Origin of the sequence: Flavobacterium urocaniciphilum (assembly GCF_900110615.1) — a bacterium.
GTDB lineage: Bacteria > Bacteroidota > Bacteroidia > Flavobacteriales > Flavobacteriaceae > Flavobacterium > Flavobacterium urocaniciphilum.
Genome location: NZ_FOEI01000004.1, coordinates 191,239 through 210,194 on the forward strand (window position 1 = coordinate 191,239; position 18,956 = coordinate 210,194).

Sequence of the window (18,956 nt, forward strand, 5' to 3'; positions counted from 1 at the left end):
TTAATTCTACGCAACAAAAATCTTACATTTTACATACCCGTTCTTATTGCTTCAACAGGATCTAATTTGGAAGCTGAAATAGCAGGTAAGATTCCTGATAACAATCCAATTACAATTGACAAACTTGAACCTAAAATGATATTATTTAAACTTAAAACGAATTTGAAATCTAAACTACTCGATAAAATTTGAGCAATAATCCAAACTAATAAAATACCAATTAATCCACCAATCATCGCTAAAATTACTGCTTCAAATAAAAATTGGAATAAGATGAATTTATTTTTGGCTCCTAAAGCTTTTTGAATTCCAATTAAATTCGTTCTTTCTTTTACCGAAACGAACATAATATTGGCAATTCCGAAACCACCAACCAAAAGTGAAAACCCACTAATTAACCATCCAACAATATTTAATTGCCCCATAATATCGTCAATGAAATCGGTAAATCCAGATAAAATATTCACAAAGAAATTATTAATTTCATCTGGTTTTAATCCTCTATACGTTCTTAATTTATTGGTTAATTCAGCTTTAAACTCTTCAATATCTGTACCTTCTTCTGGTTTAACCAAAATTGCAGGCGTAAAAATAGCACTATTGTCTCCGTATAATTTTCTAATATTATTTACCGGAAGAAAAACTGCTACATCATTTGAATCTCCAAACGTATTTTGACCCATTTTTTTCAAAACTCCAATTACAGTATAACGTTGTCCGTATAAACGAATTTGTTTTCCTAATGGCTCATTACCTTTAAACAAGCCTTCCGCCACATCATATCCTAAAACGATTACTGGAGTTCCAGAATACGACTCCACTTCATTAAATAATCTTCCTTTTTCGACTTTAAAAGGCTCAATTTCAAAAAATTCTTCTGTTGATGGTTTAACACGAATAGAATTAACTGTATTGTCGTCGTATTTTATACTTTGATTTCTAGTAAAAAAGTTAAATGAAATTTTACCAACATTATCCATATTTTTCTTTAAATATTGAAATTCATCATATTTAACATGCGGAAATTGGTCTCTTTTCCATTGTTCAACTTCAGTTGGTCCGAAAGAATATTTGAATAAATAAATTGTATTTTTATCCATACCATCTAAACTATCTACAATATTTCTTTTTAGAGAATCTACCGCAGCAAGAACAGCAATAATGGAAAAAATACCTACTGTTACACCAAGTAAAGACAAAACAGTTCGTAATTTATTATTTCGCAAAGCATTAATTGCAAAAGCAAAACTTTCTTTTAATAAACGTATATATAAAAGCATAAAATCAAAATTCTATTCATTTGTAGCCAAATTAACTATTTTGTTACAAATTCTAATTTTCAACGAACTAGAAATACTTAAATTTTGAATTTCAAATAATTGCATTTTCTTAATCAAATATGTACTTTTGCACTTCAAAACAAACAACTACATAATGAATCATTCAAAACAAATCAAATCGGCATTAATTTCTGTATTTGACAAAACTGGTTTAGAACCAATTGTAAAAGCACTTCATCAAAACAACGTTACTATTTATTCAACAGGTGGAACAGAAGTTTTCATTAAAAACTTAAACATTCCTGTAGTAGCAGTTGAAGACATTACAGATTTTCCTGAAATTCTTGGAGGAAGAGTAAAAACGTTACATCCTAAAATTTTTGGTGGCATTTTAAATCGTCAAGAAAATGAAAGCGATGTGGCTCAAATGACAGAATTCAATATTCCACAAATCGATTTAGTTATTGTAGATTTATATCCATTTGAAAAAACAGTTGCTTCTGGAGCGAGTGAAGCTGATATTATTGAAAAAATTGATATTGGTGGAATTTCATTAATTAGAGCGGCTGCTAAAAACTTTAAAGACACAGTAATTGTTGCTTCTGTAGACGAATATAGTACTTTCTTAAATTTCTACACAGAAAACAACGGTTCCACTTCAATTGAACAAAGAAAATTATTAGCTACAAAAGCCTTCCATACTTCATCAAATTATGATACTGCTATTTTTAATTACTTCAACACAGAAGATACTTATTTAAAAATTAGTGAAGAAAAAGGTCAAGTTTTACGTTATGGTGAAAACCCACATCAAAAAGGATTTTTCTTTGGGGATTTCGACAAAATGTTTACAAAATTACACGGAAAAGAATTATCATATAACAATTTATTAGATGTTGATGCAGCTGTAAATTTAATTAATGAATTTAAAAATAACGAACCAACATTTGCAATTTTAAAACACAATAACGCCTGTGGATTAGCCACTAGAGCTACCATGAAAGAAGCATATTTAGATGCTTTAGCTGGAGATCCAACTTCTGCTTTTGGTGGTGTTTTAATTGCTAATGGAACTATTGACGTTGCAACTGCAGAAGAAATTAACAAGTTATTCTGTGAAGTAGTAATTGCACCTTCATTTGATAAAGAAGCAATTGATATTTTAGAAGAAAAGAAAAACAGAATCATTTTAGTAATTAACGATGTTGCGTTACCAGCTAAAAACGTTCGTACATGTTTAAACGGAATTTTAGTTCAAGATAAAGATAATATCACGGATTCTGCGGCCATTTTAAAAACAGCAACGAATACTGCACCAACTGCAGAAGAAATTGAAGATTTATTATTTGCATCAAAAATTTGTAAACACACAAAATCAAACACTATTGTATTTGCAAAAAATCGTCAATTATTAGCTTCAGGAACTGGTCAAACTTCAAGAGTTGACGCATTAAGACAAGCAATTGAAAAAGCAACGTCTTTTGATTTTGATTTAACAGGAGCGGTTATGGCTAGTGATGCCTTTTTCCCTTTCCCTGATTGTGTGGAAATTGCAAACAAAGCTGGAATTACTGCAGTTATTCAACCTGGTGGTTCTATAAAAGATGAATTAAGCATCAATTATTGTAATGATAATAATGTAGCAATGGTATTTACAGGAATACGTCATTTCAAACATTAAAAATCGCCTTACAAAACCCATATTTTCAAACGCATTAAAATATTATTTTTTAATGCGTTTTTATTTTGAATAATTCCGATTAAATTTTATACTTTTGCTAGTTGAATACAATTATACAAAATACCTAAACCCTTGATATAAATATGGGATTTTTTGATTTCATGACCGAGGACATCGCAATCGACCTTGGTACCGCAAATACACTTATAATTCACAACGATAAAGTTGTAATAGATAGTCCTTCAATTGTTGCTAGAGATAGAATCACTGGCAAGATAATCGCCGTTGGTAAAGAAGCCAATATGATGCAAGGAAAAACGCATGAAAATATTAAAACAATTCGTCCGTTAAAAGACGGAGTTATTGCAGATTTTGATGCTTCTGAAAAAATGATCAGTATGTTTATCAAAAGCATACCTGCTTTAAAAAAGAAATTATTTACACCTGCTTTAAGAATGGTAATTTGTATCCCTTCAGGAATTACTGAAGTAGAGATGCGTGCCGTAAAAGAATCTGCAGAACGTGTAAACGGTAAAGAAGTTTACTTAATTCACGAACCAATGGCTGCTGCTATCGGTATTGGTATCGATATTATGCAACCAAAAGGAAACATGATTGTTGATATCGGTGGTGGAACAACAGAAATTGCTGTAATTGCATTAGCAGGTATTGTTTGCGACAAATCAGTTAAAATTGCAGGAGACGTTTTCACAAATGACATCATTTACTATATGAGAACGCAACACAATTTATTTGTTGGAGAAACAACTGCTGAAAAAATTAAAATTCAAATTGGTGCGGCTGTTGAAGATTTAGAAAACGCACCAGAAGATATGTCAGTTCAAGGACGTGACTTATTAACAGGTAAGCCAAAACAAGTTGATGTATCGTACAGAGAAATCGCAAAAGCATTAGACAAATCGATTCAACGAATTGAAGATGCTATTATGGAAACGTTATCTCAAACACCACCAGAATTAGCTGCTGATATTTATAACACAGGTATTTATTTAGCAGGTGGAGGTTCGATGTTAAGAGGTTTAGACAAGCGTATTTCATTAAAAACAGATTTACCAGTATATATCGCAGAAGATCCATTAAGAGCCGTAGTAAGAGGAACTGGAATGGCACTAAAAAATATCAACAAGTACAAAAACATCTTAATTAAATAAGACATAACGAATGCAGCAAATACTAAATTTCCTTATAAAAAACAGCTATAAATTGCTGTTTTTGCTGCTTTTGGGTATTTCATTAACACTTACCATAAAGTCTCATTCCTACCATAGAAGTCAGTATATAAATTCTTCTAATGCGGTTTCAGGATACACTTATAATCAAATTAATAGTGTAAAAGAGTATTTTGGATTGAGACAAAAGAATGAAGATTTAGCTAGAGAAAATGCTCGTTTAAAAGAAATTTTATTCAACAAAAAAGACACCATTTTAGAAGGCAAAATTGTTGTACCAGATATTTTATCTGATTTTAAAGTTCATCAAGCTAAAGTCATTAAGAACTCCTACAGCAAACAAGAAAATTTCTTAACGCTTGATAGAGGTTCATTAGCCGGATTAAAAACAGATATGGCTGTAATTAGCGATAAAGGTGTAGTTGGAATTATAGAAAAAACAACGAAAAATTTCGCAACTGTAATTAGTATTTTACATACCAAAAACCCATTAAACGGTAAAATAAAAAACTCTAACCATTTTGGTTCTTTAACTTGGGATGGAAAAAACGCAGGTTATGTACAATTAATTGATGTTCCAAAATTAGCTACTCTTAAAAAAGGAGACACTATTGTAACTGGAGCACAATCGTATATTTTCCCTGAAAATATTCCTGTTGGAAAAATAGATAGAATTTTCATTGAAAAAGCCACTAATAAATTTGTAATTAATGTACGTTTATTTAACGACATGACAAGTTTAGGATATGTGTATATCATTGAAAACAAAAAGAAAAGAGAAAAAGAAATTTTAGAAGCGGCAACCGAAAAAGATCCAACTAAATAATAATGAACAGTAATTTTATATTAAATTTAATACGCTTTATTGTTTTATTAACTATACAAATTGTTGTTTTAGAACAAGTCAAATTTGGTGGTTGGATAAATCCGTATTTATATATTTTATTCATTATTTTATATCCAATTAACTCTAATCGATCTGGATTTATTTTTGCCAGTTTTTGTTTGGGTTTAATAATGGATATGTTTTGCGATAGTGGCGGAGTGCATGCAACAGCGTGTTTACTTCTTGCCTATTTTAGACCCGGTTTTTTAAAATTTGCTTTTGGATTAAGTTACGAATACCAAACTATTCGTATTGCTGAAAAATTATCTGTCGATCGATTTACGTTTATCATGTCGGCAATATTATTTCATCATTTAGTATTATTTAGCTTAGAATTTTATAGAATTAGTTTGTTTTTTGAAATCATTACTCGAACAATTTTAAGTACAATATTTACGTTTATCATTTGTATCATTAGCATTTATTTAATTAAACCTAATAAACGATGAGAAAGACATTATTACCAACAATTATAATTGTTTCTTCAATTATTTTACTTGTCCGTCTTTTTTATTTACAAATCATCGATGATACTTTAAAAATAAAGTCGGAAAACAACGCAATTAAAATCAAATACGATTTCCCAGAACGTGGTTATATTTATGATAGAAATGGAAAGCTTTTAGTAGCCAACCAACCTTCATATGACATTATGGTGGTTCCAAGCGAAGTTAAAAATATCGATACTTTAGAGTTTTGCAGAATTTTACAAATCACTAAAGATGAATTCCTTAAAAAAATTGAAAAAGCAAAGGTGTATAGTCCGAGACTTCCATCATTATTTTTGGCGCAATTAAATAAAGAAGAATTTGCAGCTTTTCAAGAAAAAATTAGAAAATACAATGGTTTTTATATTCAAAAACGTTCGTTAAGAGAATACCAAACCAAACATGGTGCTAATGTATTTGGATTCATTACTCAGGTTAACGATGCTATCATAGCCAAAAATCCGTATTACAAAAGTGGCGACTTAATAGGAAGACAAGGTGTTGAAGAAGCGTATGAAGAAATTTTACGTGGTGTAAAAGGCGTTAAATACATTTTAAAAGACAAACACAATCGCGAAATCGGCTCTTACAAAGAAGGGAAATTTGACACTATTGCACAACAAGGTAGCGATGTAACACTTTCTATTGATGGAGATTTACAAAAATATGGTGAAGAATTGATGGTTAACAAACGCGGAGGAATAGTTGCTATTGAACCATCAACTGGTGAAATTTTAGCTTTAGTTACCGCTCCATCTTATGACCCTGCTTTATTAGTTGGAAGACAACGTTCTAAAAATTACACTCGTTTATATAACGATTCCATTGCAAAACCATTATTCGATAGAGGTTTATTAGGAGAATTTCCGCCAGGTTCACCTTTCAAAATTTTAACAGGTTTAGTAGGTTTACAAGAAGGTGTAATTGATACAGAAACTTCATTTATTTGCAGACACGGATTTTCGTATGGTAGAGGTTCATTTATGAAATGCCACTGTCCAGGCGGAGTTATTAAATTACATTTTGGAATCTACGAATCTTGTAACTCATACTTCGCTAATACTTATAAAAGAACTATTGAAAAATACAAGAAACCAAAAGATGGTGTAAATGCTTGGGCGAATCACTTAAAAAGTTTTGGATTAGGAAATTTTATGGGTTACGATTTACCACCCGGTAGAAAAGGACACATTCCGACATCAAAATTTTATGAGCATTTTTATCCTAATGGAGGTTGGCGTTCTACCACAATTATTTCTAATTCTATTGGTCAAGGAGAGGTTTCTATGACACCAATTCAATTAGCCAATATGATGGCAATTATAGCAAATAAAGGTTATTATTACACACCTCATATCATCAAAAAAATAAAAGGAAGAAAAATCGATTCTAAATATACAACCAAACACGTTACAACTATTGAACGCAGACATTTCGAGCCTGTAATTAATGGTTTATTTGATGTATATAACATGGGAACAGCTGCAGGATTACGCGTAGAAGGTTTAGAAATTTGTGGTAAAACGGGTACGGCAGAAAACTTTGCTAAAATTAACGGAAAAAGAGTCAAGCTTCAAGATCACTCTGAATTCGTAGCTTTTGCTCCAAGAAAAAATCCTAAAATTGCCATTGCTGTAATTGTAGAAAATGGATATTGGGGTAATCGTTGGGCAGGACCAATTGCTACTTTAATGATTGAAAAATATTTGAATAAAAAAATTACTCGTAAAGATTTAGAAAAAAGAATGTTAGAAGGTAATTTAAATTTTGAATATCGAAAATTATACACTAGTAAAGATTCTTTACACAAACCGAAATTGACAAAAGAAGATTCTATTCGAATGAAGATAAAATCTAAAAAAGAAATAGAAGAAGATAAAAAGAAAGCCAAATTAGCTAAAGATTCTTTAAAAAAGAAAGCAGCATAATATTTCAAAAAAATAAAAAATGAAAAACCAAAGTGTAAGTAGTTCAATCGACTGGATAACAATTTTGTTATACATCATCCTTGTTATTTTTGGATGGATGACTATTTATTCTGTAACTGTACCTGCTGACCAAGAATATACTTTCGATTTTAGTCAAAATTATGGTAGACAATTAATGTTCATGATTATCACTATTCCAATAATTTTTACCATATTATTTGTTGATTCTAAAATATTTGAACGGTTTTCATTAGTCTTTTATATTGTTGGTATATTACTATTATTAGGATTATTTGCATTTGGAGTAACTAAAAAAGGACAAACCAACTGGTATCAATTTGGCGGATTCGGATTTCAACCATCTGAGTTCGTTAAAACTGCCGTTGCACTATTAATGGCTAAATACCTGAGTGACGCTCAAGTTAATTTAGCAAAAAGAAATTTTCAATACATAGCTTTTGCCATTATTGGCTTACCTGTTCTTTTAATTTTAATGCAACCTGATGCAGGAAGTGCAATGATATTTCTATCTCTAATTTTTGTATTATACAGAGAAGGATTACCAGGTTGGTATTTATGGACGGGTGCCATTTCTATTGCCACATTCTTATTAGCTTTAATTGTAAAACCGGTTTTTCTAATATCTTTTGTCGCCGTTTTTATGGTGATTCATTACATTTTAAATACCAAAATTTCCAGAAACCCTTTAGTATATTTAATCATTTTTATATCCATATCGAGTTTTGCATTTTCTGTAAGTTATGTTTACGATAAAGTATTAGAACCCCATCAAAAAGATCGTATCAACGTACTTTTAGGCGATGATGTTGATATGAAAAAAGAAGGATACAACCTTAACCAATCGATGATTGCAATTGGGTCAGGTGGTTTATTAGGTAAAGGTTATCTAGAAGGCACTCAAACAAAAGGTGGATTCGTTCCTGAACAGCACACTGATTATATTTTTACTACTGTTGGTGAAGAATGGGGATTTGTGGGTAATTTATTAGTCATGAGTTTATTCGTTTGCTTATTCATTCGTATATTATACTTAGCAGAACGACAAAAAACCCGTTTCAGTAGAGTATATGGATATTGTGTGGCCACTTATCTATTTACCCATTTTTTTGTAAACATTGCGATGCTTATTCGTTTGTTCCCAACAATTGGTGTGCCACTACCTTTTTTCTCGTATGGCGGTTCGAGTTTATGGGCCTTTACCATTATGCTTTTTATCTTTATTAAGTTAGATGCGAATAAGGTTAATGAGTGGTAATTTAATTAAAACTCCAACCTTTATAATCTTTATTAGCTTCTAATTTATTTTCTGTAGCATCATTTAACTTAGGAAAGAAATTAATACCGGTTTTTTGCTCTAATTCATCTACAGAAATTACAAATTCGTACAAAGGTTTATCTGAATCTTCATGTGGTACTAAAAAAGCAATCATTCTAGTTTTATCCTTTGTTAACAACACTTTATAAAAGTATTTTGGTACCGAAACCTCTTCTCTACCAATAGTTTCTAAATCATCCGTTAAAACACCACCCGTTACAACATAAATTCCATCGTATTTACTAGCCCAATAACGCACTTTGTTTTCCAAACGATTCCAAACTCCAGCATTAAAGTCGTATAATTGAGGTGAAGCATTACTCGTATAAAATGTTTCATTATACAATTCCTGATTTTGTTTTCTATCGCCTGCCGGACATAAATGCCCTTTTGTATAACCTGATTTTTTATAATTCTGCCATTTTGCAGATTTAGTTTTTACGATTGGATCTTGTTCAAAAAGTGGTCGTTCTAATTCGGAATATTTCCATTTACCATCTTCTAATTCATAAGCAACCCATTCACTTTGTTCATACTCTTCTACATAAGAAAAAGCATATCCTTTATGCTTATAAATAGCATTTGTAGTTGAAGTGGGTAAATACGAAAAATCTTCATTATTTTTTAAAGTATCATTTTCAACGCTAGTATCATTTACAACAATAGTATCATGATTAGAAACTGGATTTTCGTTTCGCATTTGACAAGAAATCATTGCATAAACAAGAAAAACATTTAAAAAGAAAATTCGCATAACTATGTTTATTATATTTGTAAAAGTAACGAAAAATATGTCGAACTAAAACATAAAAATTATGAAGAAAATAATTTTAATAATCACATTGGGAATATTTGGAACAGCTACTTATGCACAAGAAATAATTCCAACTCAAAATCAAAAAACTACTGATTCTATCCAAAAAATAGAATTGGCAAAATTAGAAAAAGAAAAAGCGGATAAAGAAGCTTTAAAAGCTAAAGAAAAAGCAGAGAAAGAAGCGGCAAAAGAAGCTGAAAAAGCAGAAAAAGAACGCAAAAAAGCAGAAGATAAAATTAAAGACGAACAAAAAGCAGTAGAAAAAGAAAGGGCTGCTGCTGAAAAAGCAAGAAAAGAAGCTGAAAAGGCAAGAAAAAAAGCAGAAAAAGAAAGAGAAAAATTAGCAGATGCTAAAGACAAAGTTGCTGATTTAAGAAAAGATATCGTTAAGAATAAAGAAAAAATTGAAAAAGAAAGAGAAAAGTTTGAAAAAGATAAAAGAAAAGGAAAACTTTCTCCAAATGATGAAATTAAACGTCAAGAAAAAATTGACAAACTATTAAAAGAATCTACCGAATTAGATAAAAAACTAGAAAAAGCTCAAATTAAATTAGACAAAATGAGATAACAAAAAAGCCATTCAAATTGAATGGCTTTTTTTATTGATTCTCTTAAATTATTTCGAAGCTAATTTCTCTTTTCCTTTTTTAGCTTTTTTAGTTTTAACTAGTGTAGTTTTAATATCCTTATTCGTTAAATCACTTAAAACATTTAACGTTTCTGTCATGTAAACATCTTTCGATAATTCTTCATGCCATCTTTCACGCTTTTCTTTCAACAACTCATCTTTAGCCATAATTTCAAGTTCATAAGGTAAAGAAGTGAACGTTAAGTTATTTTTATATTTTTCAAGATTTTTAAACTTCTTCGTTTGTTCGGCAATCTCAGCTAATTCTTTTTTATACGTTGCATAATTTAAACTAATAGAATTATCTTCTTTTCTATCATTAATCCATTTAGCATTTTCAGTAATTAAATTAAAATTTTCATTATTGGCAATTCTGCTTTTACTGTTTGCAATTACTTTATCATAATTCACGCTTAATGGCTGATAATCTGCTGGCGCAATTTTATCCCAAGGTAAAGCACTTTTCTCATCTTTTTCTCCAGTTTCCATAAAGCTGAAACGATCTGGCATAACAATATCACTTTTCACACCTTCTAATTGTGTAGATCCACCATTAATTCTATAGAATTTTTGAGTCGTCGTTTTAAGCGCTCCTAAATCGCCATACTGATTCCCACGAACAAATTCATTTAATTCAAAAACATTCTGAACTGTTCCTTTTCCATAAGATTGCTTACTTCCAATAATTATTCCGCGTTTATAATCTTGAATGGCTGCAGCAAAAATTTCTGAAGCAGATGCCGAATAATTGTTAATCATAACTACTAACGGACCTTCCCATTGCACTTTAGCATCTGTATCAGGTAAAACCTGAGCTTTGCCTCCAGCTGGTTTTACCTGTACAACTGGACCTTTATCGATAAACAATCCTGTCATTTTCACAACTGTTTCCAACGAACCTCCGCCATTGTCACGTAAATCCATAACAATTCCTTCAACATTCATCGCTTTTAAACGTTCAATTTCAAGAGCAACATCTTTATATGCATCTCTATTCGCTCTATTTTCAAAGGTTTGATAGAATTTTGGTAAATAAATAACTCCAAACAATTTTCCATCTTTATTAACTACAGTTGATTTAGCAAAAGTTTCTTCCGTTTCCACTTCATCTCTCATAATAGGAACAACTTTTACACTTCCATCTACTTTTTTAACGGTTAGTTTTACTAAAGTTCCTTTTGGACCTTTAATTTTCTTGATAACATCATCTAAACGCATTCCAGAAATATCTATTGGCTCTTCGTTACCTTGACCTACTTTAATAATGATATCTCCTTGTTCTAATAATTTTCCGCGCCAAGCTGGACCGCCACTAATTAATTCAGAAACTTCAATTCCTTCATTTTTTTTCTGTAAACGCGCACCAATTCCTTCAAATTTTCCACTCATGCTTACATCAAATTTCTCTTTATCTTCTGGAGAGAAATAATACGTATGTGGATCATATTGTGTAACAATTGAATTTAAATAAATAGAGAACCAATCTTCTCTTGTTAGTTCAGCAATAAAACCGAAATTATTATTCAAATTACTTTCTGTAGTTTTTCTAGCTTTTTGTTCTAACTCTTCAAAAGATTTAATTACTTTTTTAGTTTCATCTTTTTCAGCATCTTGAATTTCTTCTTTATCTGTAATATCACTTAATACTGCAAATTCTAATTGCTTTCTCCATCTTTGTTCTAAATCATTTTTAGAAGCAGCATACGGTAATTTCTCATAATCAACATTAATTGATTCTTCATCTGATAAATTCAATGGTTTAGCAAGGATATTGGTATAAATAACTTTTGCTTCATTCATTCTTTGCATTAATCTTTTATAGGTTAAATCAAAAAATGTTAAATCTTTACTTCTAATCATATCATCGATTGAATTTTCGTATTTACTAAACTCATCAATATCAGATTGAAGAAAATATCTTTTGGTTGGATCTAATGATTGAATGTAAGAAGCATATGCTTTCTTCGAAAAAGTATCATTTAATTCAATTGGCGAAAAATGTCCTTTTTCTAACACAAAAGACAACAATTCAATTAACATTTTATCTTTATCATCACCAGACGCTTTCTGTGTCGGAATAAAACTCCACAAACCTGCAGACAATATTCCAACTAACAATAAAATTTTATAATTTCTTTTCATAAACTCAATGATATTTTTCATTTTTAAATTCTAAAATCGTGCCAAACATTTTAATCATCACCTCTAACATAAAGGCAGAAACAAATTTAATATTTTTCTCTTCAAATAAACCATTATTTATGATAATTTAGCAAATATTTTAACACTTCTTTTTAAATGAAAAAAATTCTAATAACTAATGATGATGGTATTGCAGCTCCTGGTATAAAGGCGCTAACAGAAGTAATGCATGAATTAGGATATATATATATTATCGCACCTGATAGCGCACAAAGCGGAATGGGTCATGCCATTACCATTAATAGCACCTTAGAATTGAAACACATTCCAGGATTTTTAGGCACTAATAATGCTTATAGTTGTTCTGGAACACCTGTTGATTGTGTTAAAATGGGAATTCATGAAGTCATGAAAGAAAAGCCCGACTTATGTGTGTCTGGAGTGAATCATGGTTCCAATTCCTCTATTAATGTAATTTATTCTGGAACGATGAGTGCTGCTGTTGAAGGCGGCATTGAAGGGGTACCGTCTATAGGATTTTCTTTATGCGATTATAGTTGGGATGCGAATTTTGAAAACATCAAACCGTATATTAAGAAAATCGTTTTAGAAGTTTTAGAAAAAGGATTACCAGATGGTGTTATATTAAATGTGAATTTTCCAAAATCGGAAACCATCAAAGGAATTAAGATTTGCCGACAAGCCAAAGCCGCTTGGGAAGAAGAATTTGATAAAAGAATTAGTCCTACCGGAAAAGAATATTATTGGTTAACAGGAAAATTTGTAAATCATGATCATGGTGAAGATACTGACGAATGGGCTTTAGCCAATAATTATATTTCTATAGTTCCAGTTCATTTCGATTTAACCGCTTATCATGCCATTCAGCAATTAAATAGTTGGGATTTATAAAATTCAATTTCAATATCTTACACCTAAAAACTATCAAAAACATCCTTACTATAGGTATCGAATTATTTAAAATAATTAAACAGTTCAAAATCAATGAAAAAGAAATTTAGTTGATAATTTGTAATTTTAATAATAATTTGTACTTTTGCACCCCTAATCCCGAAGTTCGGGAAAGGAATGGAATGTTTAATTAAAAATTAGTATTGTGAACACATTAAGCTACAAGACAATTTCAGCAAACAAAGGAACTGCAGACAAGCAGTGGATTGTTGTAGACGCTGAAGGTCATAACTTAGGTCGTTTTGCTTCAAAAGTAGCTATGCTATTAAGAGGTAAATACAAACCAAGTTATACGCCGCATGTTGACTGTGGAGATAACGTAATTGTTATCAATGCAGAAAAAATCAACCTTACTGGAAACAAGTTAGATGACAAAACGTACATCAGACACACAGGTTACCCAGGAGGACAAAGAAGTTTAACTGCAAAAGTAATGCAACAAAAAAATCCTGCATTATTAGTAGAAAAAGCAGTTAAAGGAATGTTGCCTAAAAACAAATTAGGAGCTCAATTATTCCGTAATTTAAATGTTAATGTAGGTTCTGAGCACAAGCATGCCGCTCAAACACCTAAAACTGTTAATTTAAACGATCTTAAGTAATGGGAGTAATTCACAAAATCGGTAGAAGAAAATGTGCCGTTGCACGTGTTTATGTTTCAGAAGGATCTGGTAACATTACAGTTAACAAAAAAGAGTTTGCTACATACTTTCCAACTGCAACTTTACAGTACAAAGTAAAACAAGCTTTAACATTAACGAACAACGAAAATAATTTCGATGTTAAAATTAATGTTTATGGTGGTGGAGCAACAGGTCAAGCAGAAGCTGTAAGAATGGCTATTGCTAGAGCTATGTGCGAAGTTGAAGCTGAAAACAGATCAATTTTAAAACCAGAAGGTTTACTTACAAGAGACCCAAGAATGGTTGAACGTAAGAAATTTGGTCAGAAGAAAGCTCGTAAGAGATTCCAATTCTCTAAACGTTAATATTTACATTTATTTATTAAAATTGTTATTGTTGTCTCTCAAGAAATTGAGGTTAGTTTAGCATCTAAATGATTTCAAGTGATTGCAAAATCCAACGAAACATTGCTAATTCAACAGAACGTAAACTATTACAAAATGGCAAACAAAGTAGAAGTTAAAGAATTATTAGAAGCAGGTGTTCATTTCGGACACATGACTCGTAAATGGGATCCAAACATGGCTCCTTACATTTATATGGAGCGTAATGGTATCCACATTATCAATCTATATAAAACTGCAGCTAAAATTGAAGAAGCTAATGAGGCTTTGAAAAAAATTGCTGCATCTGGTAGAAAAATTTTATTCGTTGCTACCAAAAAACAAGCAAAAGATATCGTTGCAGAAAAAGCTGCAGCTTGTAACATGCCTTACATCACTGAAAGATGGCCAGGTGGTATGTTAACAAACTTCGTTACTATCAGAAAAGCTATCAAAAAAATGGCTTCTATCGATAGAATGAAAAAAGACGGTACTTTTAATACGCTTTCTAAAAAAGAAAAATTACAAATTGATCGTTTAAGAGCTAAGTTAGAAAAGAACTTAGGATCAATTGCTGATATGACTAGAATTCCAGCAGCATTATTTGTTGTTGATATCAAAGCTGAACATATCGCTGTAAAAGAAGCAAAAAAGTTAAACATTCCAGTATTCGCAATGGTTGATACAAACTCTGACCCACGTCAAGTAGATTTTGTTATTCCAGCTAATGATGATGCTTCTAAATCAATCGATAAAGTTTTATCTTTAGTATCTACTTCAATTGTTGAAGGATTATCTGATAGAAAAGCAGAAAAAGACGAGTTACCAGCAGACGCACCAGTTGTTGAAGCTGAAGCTAACACTTCTTCTGAAGAATAAATAAAACAAATTCCAAAAGTTAATTTCCAAATTCCATTTGCTAAGGCTTTGGAATTTGGTTTTTGACGATTGGAATTTTATTTTTTTAAAACAAACACATAATAACTTAAATACAAATAATATGTCAAATATTACTGCTGCTGAAGTAAATAGACTTAGAACTACAACTGGTGCCGGAATGATGGACTGCAAAAAAGCACTTGTTGAAGCTGAAGGAGATTTCGATAAAGCAATTGAAATTTTAAGAAAAAAAGGACAAAAAGTTGCTGCTAACCGTTCTGATAGAGAATCAACTGAAGGAGCTGTTATCGCTGCTGTAAATGCTGATAACACTGCAGGTGTTGTTATTTCATTAAACTGCGAAACTGACTTCGTAGGTAAAAATGAAGGTTTCGTAAAATTAGCTAACGATTTCGCTAATTTAGCTTTAAACCACGCTACTAAAGAATCTTTATTAGCTGCAGATTTCAATGGTATTACTGTTGAAGAAAAATTAATCGAGCAAACTGGAGTAATCGGAGAAAAAATCGAAATCGGTGCTTTCGAAAGATTAGAAGGTGCATTCGTTAATTCTTATATTCACGCTGGAAATGGTATCGCTACTTTAGTTGCTTTATCTGCTAACACTGATGGTGGTGCTGAAGCTGCTAGAAACGTTGCAATGCAAGCTGCTGCTATGGCTCCAATCGCTTTAGATGAGTCAGGTGTTGATGCATCAGTTATCGAAAAAGAAATCGAAATTGCAAAAGATCAATTACGTGCTGAAGGTAAACCAGAAGCTATGTTAGATAATATTGCAAAAGGTAAATTAGGTCGTTTCTTTAAAGATAACACTTTAGTTAACCAAGATTATATTAAAGATAGCTCTATGAGTGTTGCTGCTTACATCAAATCTGTTAATGGTGATTTAACTGTTACTGGATTCAAAAGAGTAGCTTTAGGATAATATATCTTAAAAATATCTATACCTTTAAGGCTGTCAAATTTGACAGCCTTATTTTTTTACAACTATTTATGGGAAAACAAAATTCAAAATGGTTCATTTTATTGATACTTGCTCTGGTTTGGGGCAGTTCTTTCATATTAATGAAAAAAGGTTTAGATGGCGGCATGAATGCTTATCAATTAGGAGCCTATAGAATTATTTTCACTTCTTTATTTTTACTTCCGATACTTGGAAAAGAATTATTTAAAATCAAAAAAAAGAAAATAAAATACATCATTTTAGCAGGATTATTAGGCAATTTCTTCCCTATTTTTCTTTTTGCTGTAGCACAAACAGAAATCAGCAGTTCAATTAGTTCTACTTTAAATTCGTTTACTCCATTAAATACATTAATTATTGGAAGTGTATTTTTCGGATTAACATTTAGTAAAAAACAAATTATCGGATTATTAATTGGAATTGTAGGATGTTTAACGTTAGTGTATGCCGGCGCTTCCGGAAATCCAACAAAAAATTACTGGTTTGCCTTATTAGTTATTATAGCTACTTGGTGTTATGCTTCAAATATCAATTTAGTTAAAAAACATTTACACGATGTATCTCCATTAGCTATAACAGTTGGGAATTTTGCTTTTTTACTACTTCCAGCTTTATTAATTTTAGCATTAAATGGATTTGAGTTTCAAATTATACAAAACTCAACAGAATCAATTGGCATTTTTAACTCCATTCACCCATTAGTATATATTGCAATTTTAGGAATTATAGGCACTGGATTAGCCAATATTTACTTTTACAGACTGATACAAATGTCGTCACCAATTTTTGCTTCTAATGTAACCTATTTGATTCCTGTTGTAGCAACAATTTGGAGTGTCATTTTTAATGAAAATGTAACAGGTTTACAAGTTTTAGGAACAGCGATTATTTTGTTTGGCGTTTACTTTACAAACAGAAAATAAATTAGAAATATGAATTATAAAAAACTAATATTTTTAGTTTTTGTGCTGTCATTAAATATTTCAACGGCACAAAACCACCCTAAGTTCAGAGAAGTAATTAATACGCTACTTTTAAAGCATGACATTTCTAAAACTTATGAAGAAAACGAAATAATTTTTGAGAAAAAAGAAATTGGATGGATGATAAAAATCTCAAATACCAATGACACGATTCATCAGCTTTTTTGGAATAAAATCAAAAACACATACGAAGACATAAATTTTCCAAAAAAACCAGCAGCAATTGAGATGTCTCAATTTAATGTTTACAACGAAAAAGAGGAACTCGAAAAAGAAATAAAGAAACAACTATTAAAAGCCTACCCAGAATTACACTATGATATTTTCCCTTATTATGGTTATGATGGTTGCTTTATTGACAACATCCAATTATTAGAAAACAAAACCGAATTAAATGATAATGAAATATACACGTTAGGATATTCCTATTCTCAATTAGCTAATAATTTAATAAATTCAAATTTCGATTTTGATTTAAAAAAATTAAATTTTAATCTACCTATAATTAAAAACTCAATGAATACATCGCAATTAGAAAAATTTAAAATGTATTCTGAAAAAGCGATAAATTATTATAAAATTTTAAGAGAAAAATCACCTAAGTACAATACCATTCCTGGTACTATAAATATCAAATACTACAATGAAATTGTATCTTTTTATTTGGATTTACTAATTTATCAAAATGAAGAAATAGCTTCCAATTACTTAGTACAAAAAAATTTATATTCAGAAAATATTAATCAATATTCAAAGTTAGTGTTAGATTCATGTGAACCAAACGCAATTTTATTTACAGCAGGTGATAACGACACCTTTCCATTACTATATTATCAATTTAAAAACAATTACAGAAAAGACATTCAAATCATCAATACAACCTTGTTAAATGATTCAAGATATTGTATCATGATAAAAAACACCGGTCTAAACAAAAATTCCATCAACTATTCATTTGATGATGAATTCATAAAAAGTAAAAACTCAAAATATGTTATTCTGGATTCTGACATCAATTCAATAATTGATATTTCAGCATTTAATAAAAATGTATTTGAAAAATCAATTGAAGAAAATTCAGAAAATGAAATGAATATTCTTCCAAATAATTTCAAATTTCAACTTCATAATAAAGTAATAAATTGGACTATAGAAAATGGAATACTGTATAGAAATCAATTATTAATTTTGGATATCATAGGTCAAAACAACAAAGAAAGACCGATTTATTTTACGGATTACAATAGCGAATCTGATTATTTAAGTTTAAATAAATATTTACAATTTGAAGGATTTATTTATAAATTAACTACAGAACTTAATAGCAAAATAGAAGATGTTGGCTACATAAAAAACCCTAAAATTATTACCAATTTTTTATCAAAAATTAATTTTAACAACATCAATAATTTACCCGTAGAAGAAAAACAAATTATAGATTATATTAGAAATATATACTTAAGATTAAGTAAATATTATGTAGAAAACAAGTCAAAAAAAGAAGCTCTTGCTACTTTAGATCAATGTTTAAATAAATACAACAACAGCATTTCTCCCTATACAATATTTAATTTAGAATTTATAGAAATGTATGATGCATTAAACGAAAACGCAAAAGCAACGCAATTAAAAAATGAAATTTTAAATAATATTGACAATAAAAAACATTTATATTATTTTAAATCGGAAGAATATATAAATGAAAGACTATCTGCTCAAAAAAAATACCTTCAAACTTATACTGATTAAATAAAAA

17 protein-coding genes are annotated in these 18,956 nt (G+C 30.2%); 14 read left to right on the forward strand and 3 right to left on the reverse strand.

Annotated elements, in window-relative coordinates; all coding sequences use genetic code 11:
• Nucleotides 1-29 precede the first annotated feature (29 nt).
• Nucleotides 30-1,280 carry an ABC transporter permease gene (locus BMY86_RS09005; protein WP_091467910.1) on the reverse strand — a complete coding sequence of 417 codons (1,251 nt, stop codon included), beginning with the start codon at nucleotides 1,278-1,280 and terminating at the stop codon, nucleotides 30-32.
• A 154-nt stretch (nucleotides 1,281-1,434) separates the two neighbouring features.
• Here BMY86_RS09005 and purH point away from each other — a divergent pair, with 154 nt between their 5' ends.
• The 6 genes from purH (at nucleotide 1,435) to rodA (ending at nucleotide 8,729) form a co-directional block, all read left to right on the forward strand.
• On the forward strand, nucleotides 1,435-2,961 hold the full coding sequence (gene purH / locus BMY86_RS09010) for a bifunctional phosphoribosylaminoimidazolecarboxamide formyltransferase/IMP cyclohydrolase (RefSeq protein ID WP_091467913.1): 1,527 nt from the start codon (nucleotides 1,435-1,437) through the stop codon (nucleotides 2,959-2,961).
• Between the two features lie 143 nt (nucleotides 2,962-3,104).
• On the forward strand, nucleotides 3,105-4,133 hold the full coding sequence (locus BMY86_RS09015; protein WP_091467916.1) for a rod shape-determining protein: 1,029 nt from the start codon (nucleotides 3,105-3,107) through the stop codon (nucleotides 4,131-4,133).
• A gap of 10 nt (nucleotides 4,134-4,143) precedes the next feature.
• Nucleotides 4,144-4,977, forward strand: coding sequence for a rod shape-determining protein MreC (gene mreC / locus BMY86_RS09020; protein ID WP_091467919.1), 834 nt, complete (start codon nucleotides 4,144-4,146; stop codon nucleotides 4,975-4,977).
• Between the two features lie 2 nt (nucleotides 4,978-4,979).
• Nucleotides 4,980-5,486, forward strand: a complete 507-nt coding sequence (mreD, locus tag BMY86_RS09025) for a rod shape-determining protein MreD (protein WP_091467922.1) — start codon at nucleotides 4,980-4,982, stop codon at nucleotides 5,484-5,486.
• Nucleotides 5,483-7,453 (forward strand): penicillin-binding protein 2, encoded by a 1,971-nt coding sequence (gene mrdA, locus BMY86_RS09030; RefSeq protein ID WP_091467926.1) that lies wholly within the window; start codon nucleotides 5,483-5,485, stop codon nucleotides 7,451-7,453. Before mreD ends, mrdA begins: the two co-directional genes overlap by 4 nt.
• Nucleotides 7,454-7,472: 19 nt before the next feature.
• A complete protein-coding gene (rodA, locus tag BMY86_RS09035) occupies nucleotides 7,473-8,729 on the forward strand; it encodes a rod shape-determining protein RodA (RefSeq protein ID WP_091467929.1) in 1,257 nt (418 codons plus the stop codon).
• A gap of 1 nt (nucleotide 8,730) precedes the next feature.
• Here rodA and BMY86_RS09040 read toward each other — a convergent pair whose 3' ends face one another.
• Entirely contained in the window at nucleotides 8,731-9,543 is an 813-nt protein-coding gene (locus BMY86_RS09040; RefSeq protein ID WP_091467932.1) for a DNA/RNA non-specific endonuclease, read from the reverse strand.
• 61 nt (nucleotides 9,544-9,604) lie between these two features.
• Between BMY86_RS09040 and BMY86_RS12985 the strand changes: the two genes are divergently transcribed.
• A complete protein-coding gene (locus tag BMY86_RS12985) occupies nucleotides 9,605-10,174 on the forward strand; it encodes a hypothetical protein (protein WP_143065633.1) in 570 nt (189 codons plus the stop codon).
• Between the two features lie 48 nt (nucleotides 10,175-10,222).
• Here the strand turns inward: BMY86_RS12985 and BMY86_RS09050 are convergent, their stop codons facing one another.
• Nucleotides 10,223-12,397, reverse strand: a complete 2,175-nt coding sequence (locus BMY86_RS09050; RefSeq protein WP_091467935.1) for a carboxy terminal-processing peptidase — start codon at nucleotides 12,395-12,397, stop codon at nucleotides 10,223-10,225.
• 135 nt (nucleotides 12,398-12,532) lie between these two features.
• On the opposite strand from BMY86_RS09050, the gene surE reads away from it, so the two are divergent.
• From surE to BMY86_RS09085, 7 genes are all read left to right on the forward strand, one after another.
• The gene (gene surE / locus BMY86_RS09055) at nucleotides 12,533-13,288 is read left to right on the forward strand and encodes a 5'/3'-nucleotidase SurE (RefSeq protein WP_091467938.1); all 756 of its coding nucleotides are present in this window, start codon (nucleotides 12,533-12,535) and stop codon (nucleotides 13,286-13,288) included.
• Nucleotides 13,289-13,493: 205 nt separating this feature from the next.
• A complete protein-coding gene (gene rplM / locus BMY86_RS09060; protein WP_091467942.1) occupies nucleotides 13,494-13,949 on the forward strand; it encodes a 50S ribosomal protein L13 in 456 nt (151 codons plus the stop codon).
• Nucleotides 13,949-14,335: a 30S ribosomal protein S9 gene (gene rpsI, locus BMY86_RS09065; RefSeq protein WP_091467945.1), complete on the forward strand. Its 387-nt coding sequence runs from the start codon at nucleotides 13,949-13,951 to the stop codon at nucleotides 14,333-14,335. Before rplM ends, rpsI begins: the two co-directional genes overlap by 1 nt.
• Nucleotides 14,336-14,470: 135 nt before the next feature.
• Entirely contained in the window at nucleotides 14,471-15,232 is a 762-nt protein-coding gene (gene rpsB, locus BMY86_RS09070; RefSeq protein ID WP_091467948.1) for a 30S ribosomal protein S2, read from the forward strand.
• A gap of 121 nt (nucleotides 15,233-15,353) precedes the next feature.
• On the forward strand, nucleotides 15,354-16,178 hold the full coding sequence (tsf, locus tag BMY86_RS09075) for a translation elongation factor Ts (protein ID WP_091468144.1): 825 nt from the start codon (nucleotides 15,354-15,356) through the stop codon (nucleotides 16,176-16,178).
• Nucleotides 16,179-16,246: 68 nt separating this feature from the next.
• A complete protein-coding gene (locus BMY86_RS09080; RefSeq protein ID WP_091467952.1) occupies nucleotides 16,247-17,140 on the forward strand; it encodes a DMT family transporter in 894 nt (297 codons plus the stop codon).
• A gap of 9 nt (nucleotides 17,141-17,149) precedes the next feature.
• Nucleotides 17,150-18,949 (forward strand): hypothetical protein, encoded by a 1,800-nt coding sequence (locus BMY86_RS09085; protein WP_091467955.1) that lies wholly within the window; start codon nucleotides 17,150-17,152, stop codon nucleotides 18,947-18,949.
• Nucleotides 18,950-18,956 lie beyond the last annotated feature (7 nt).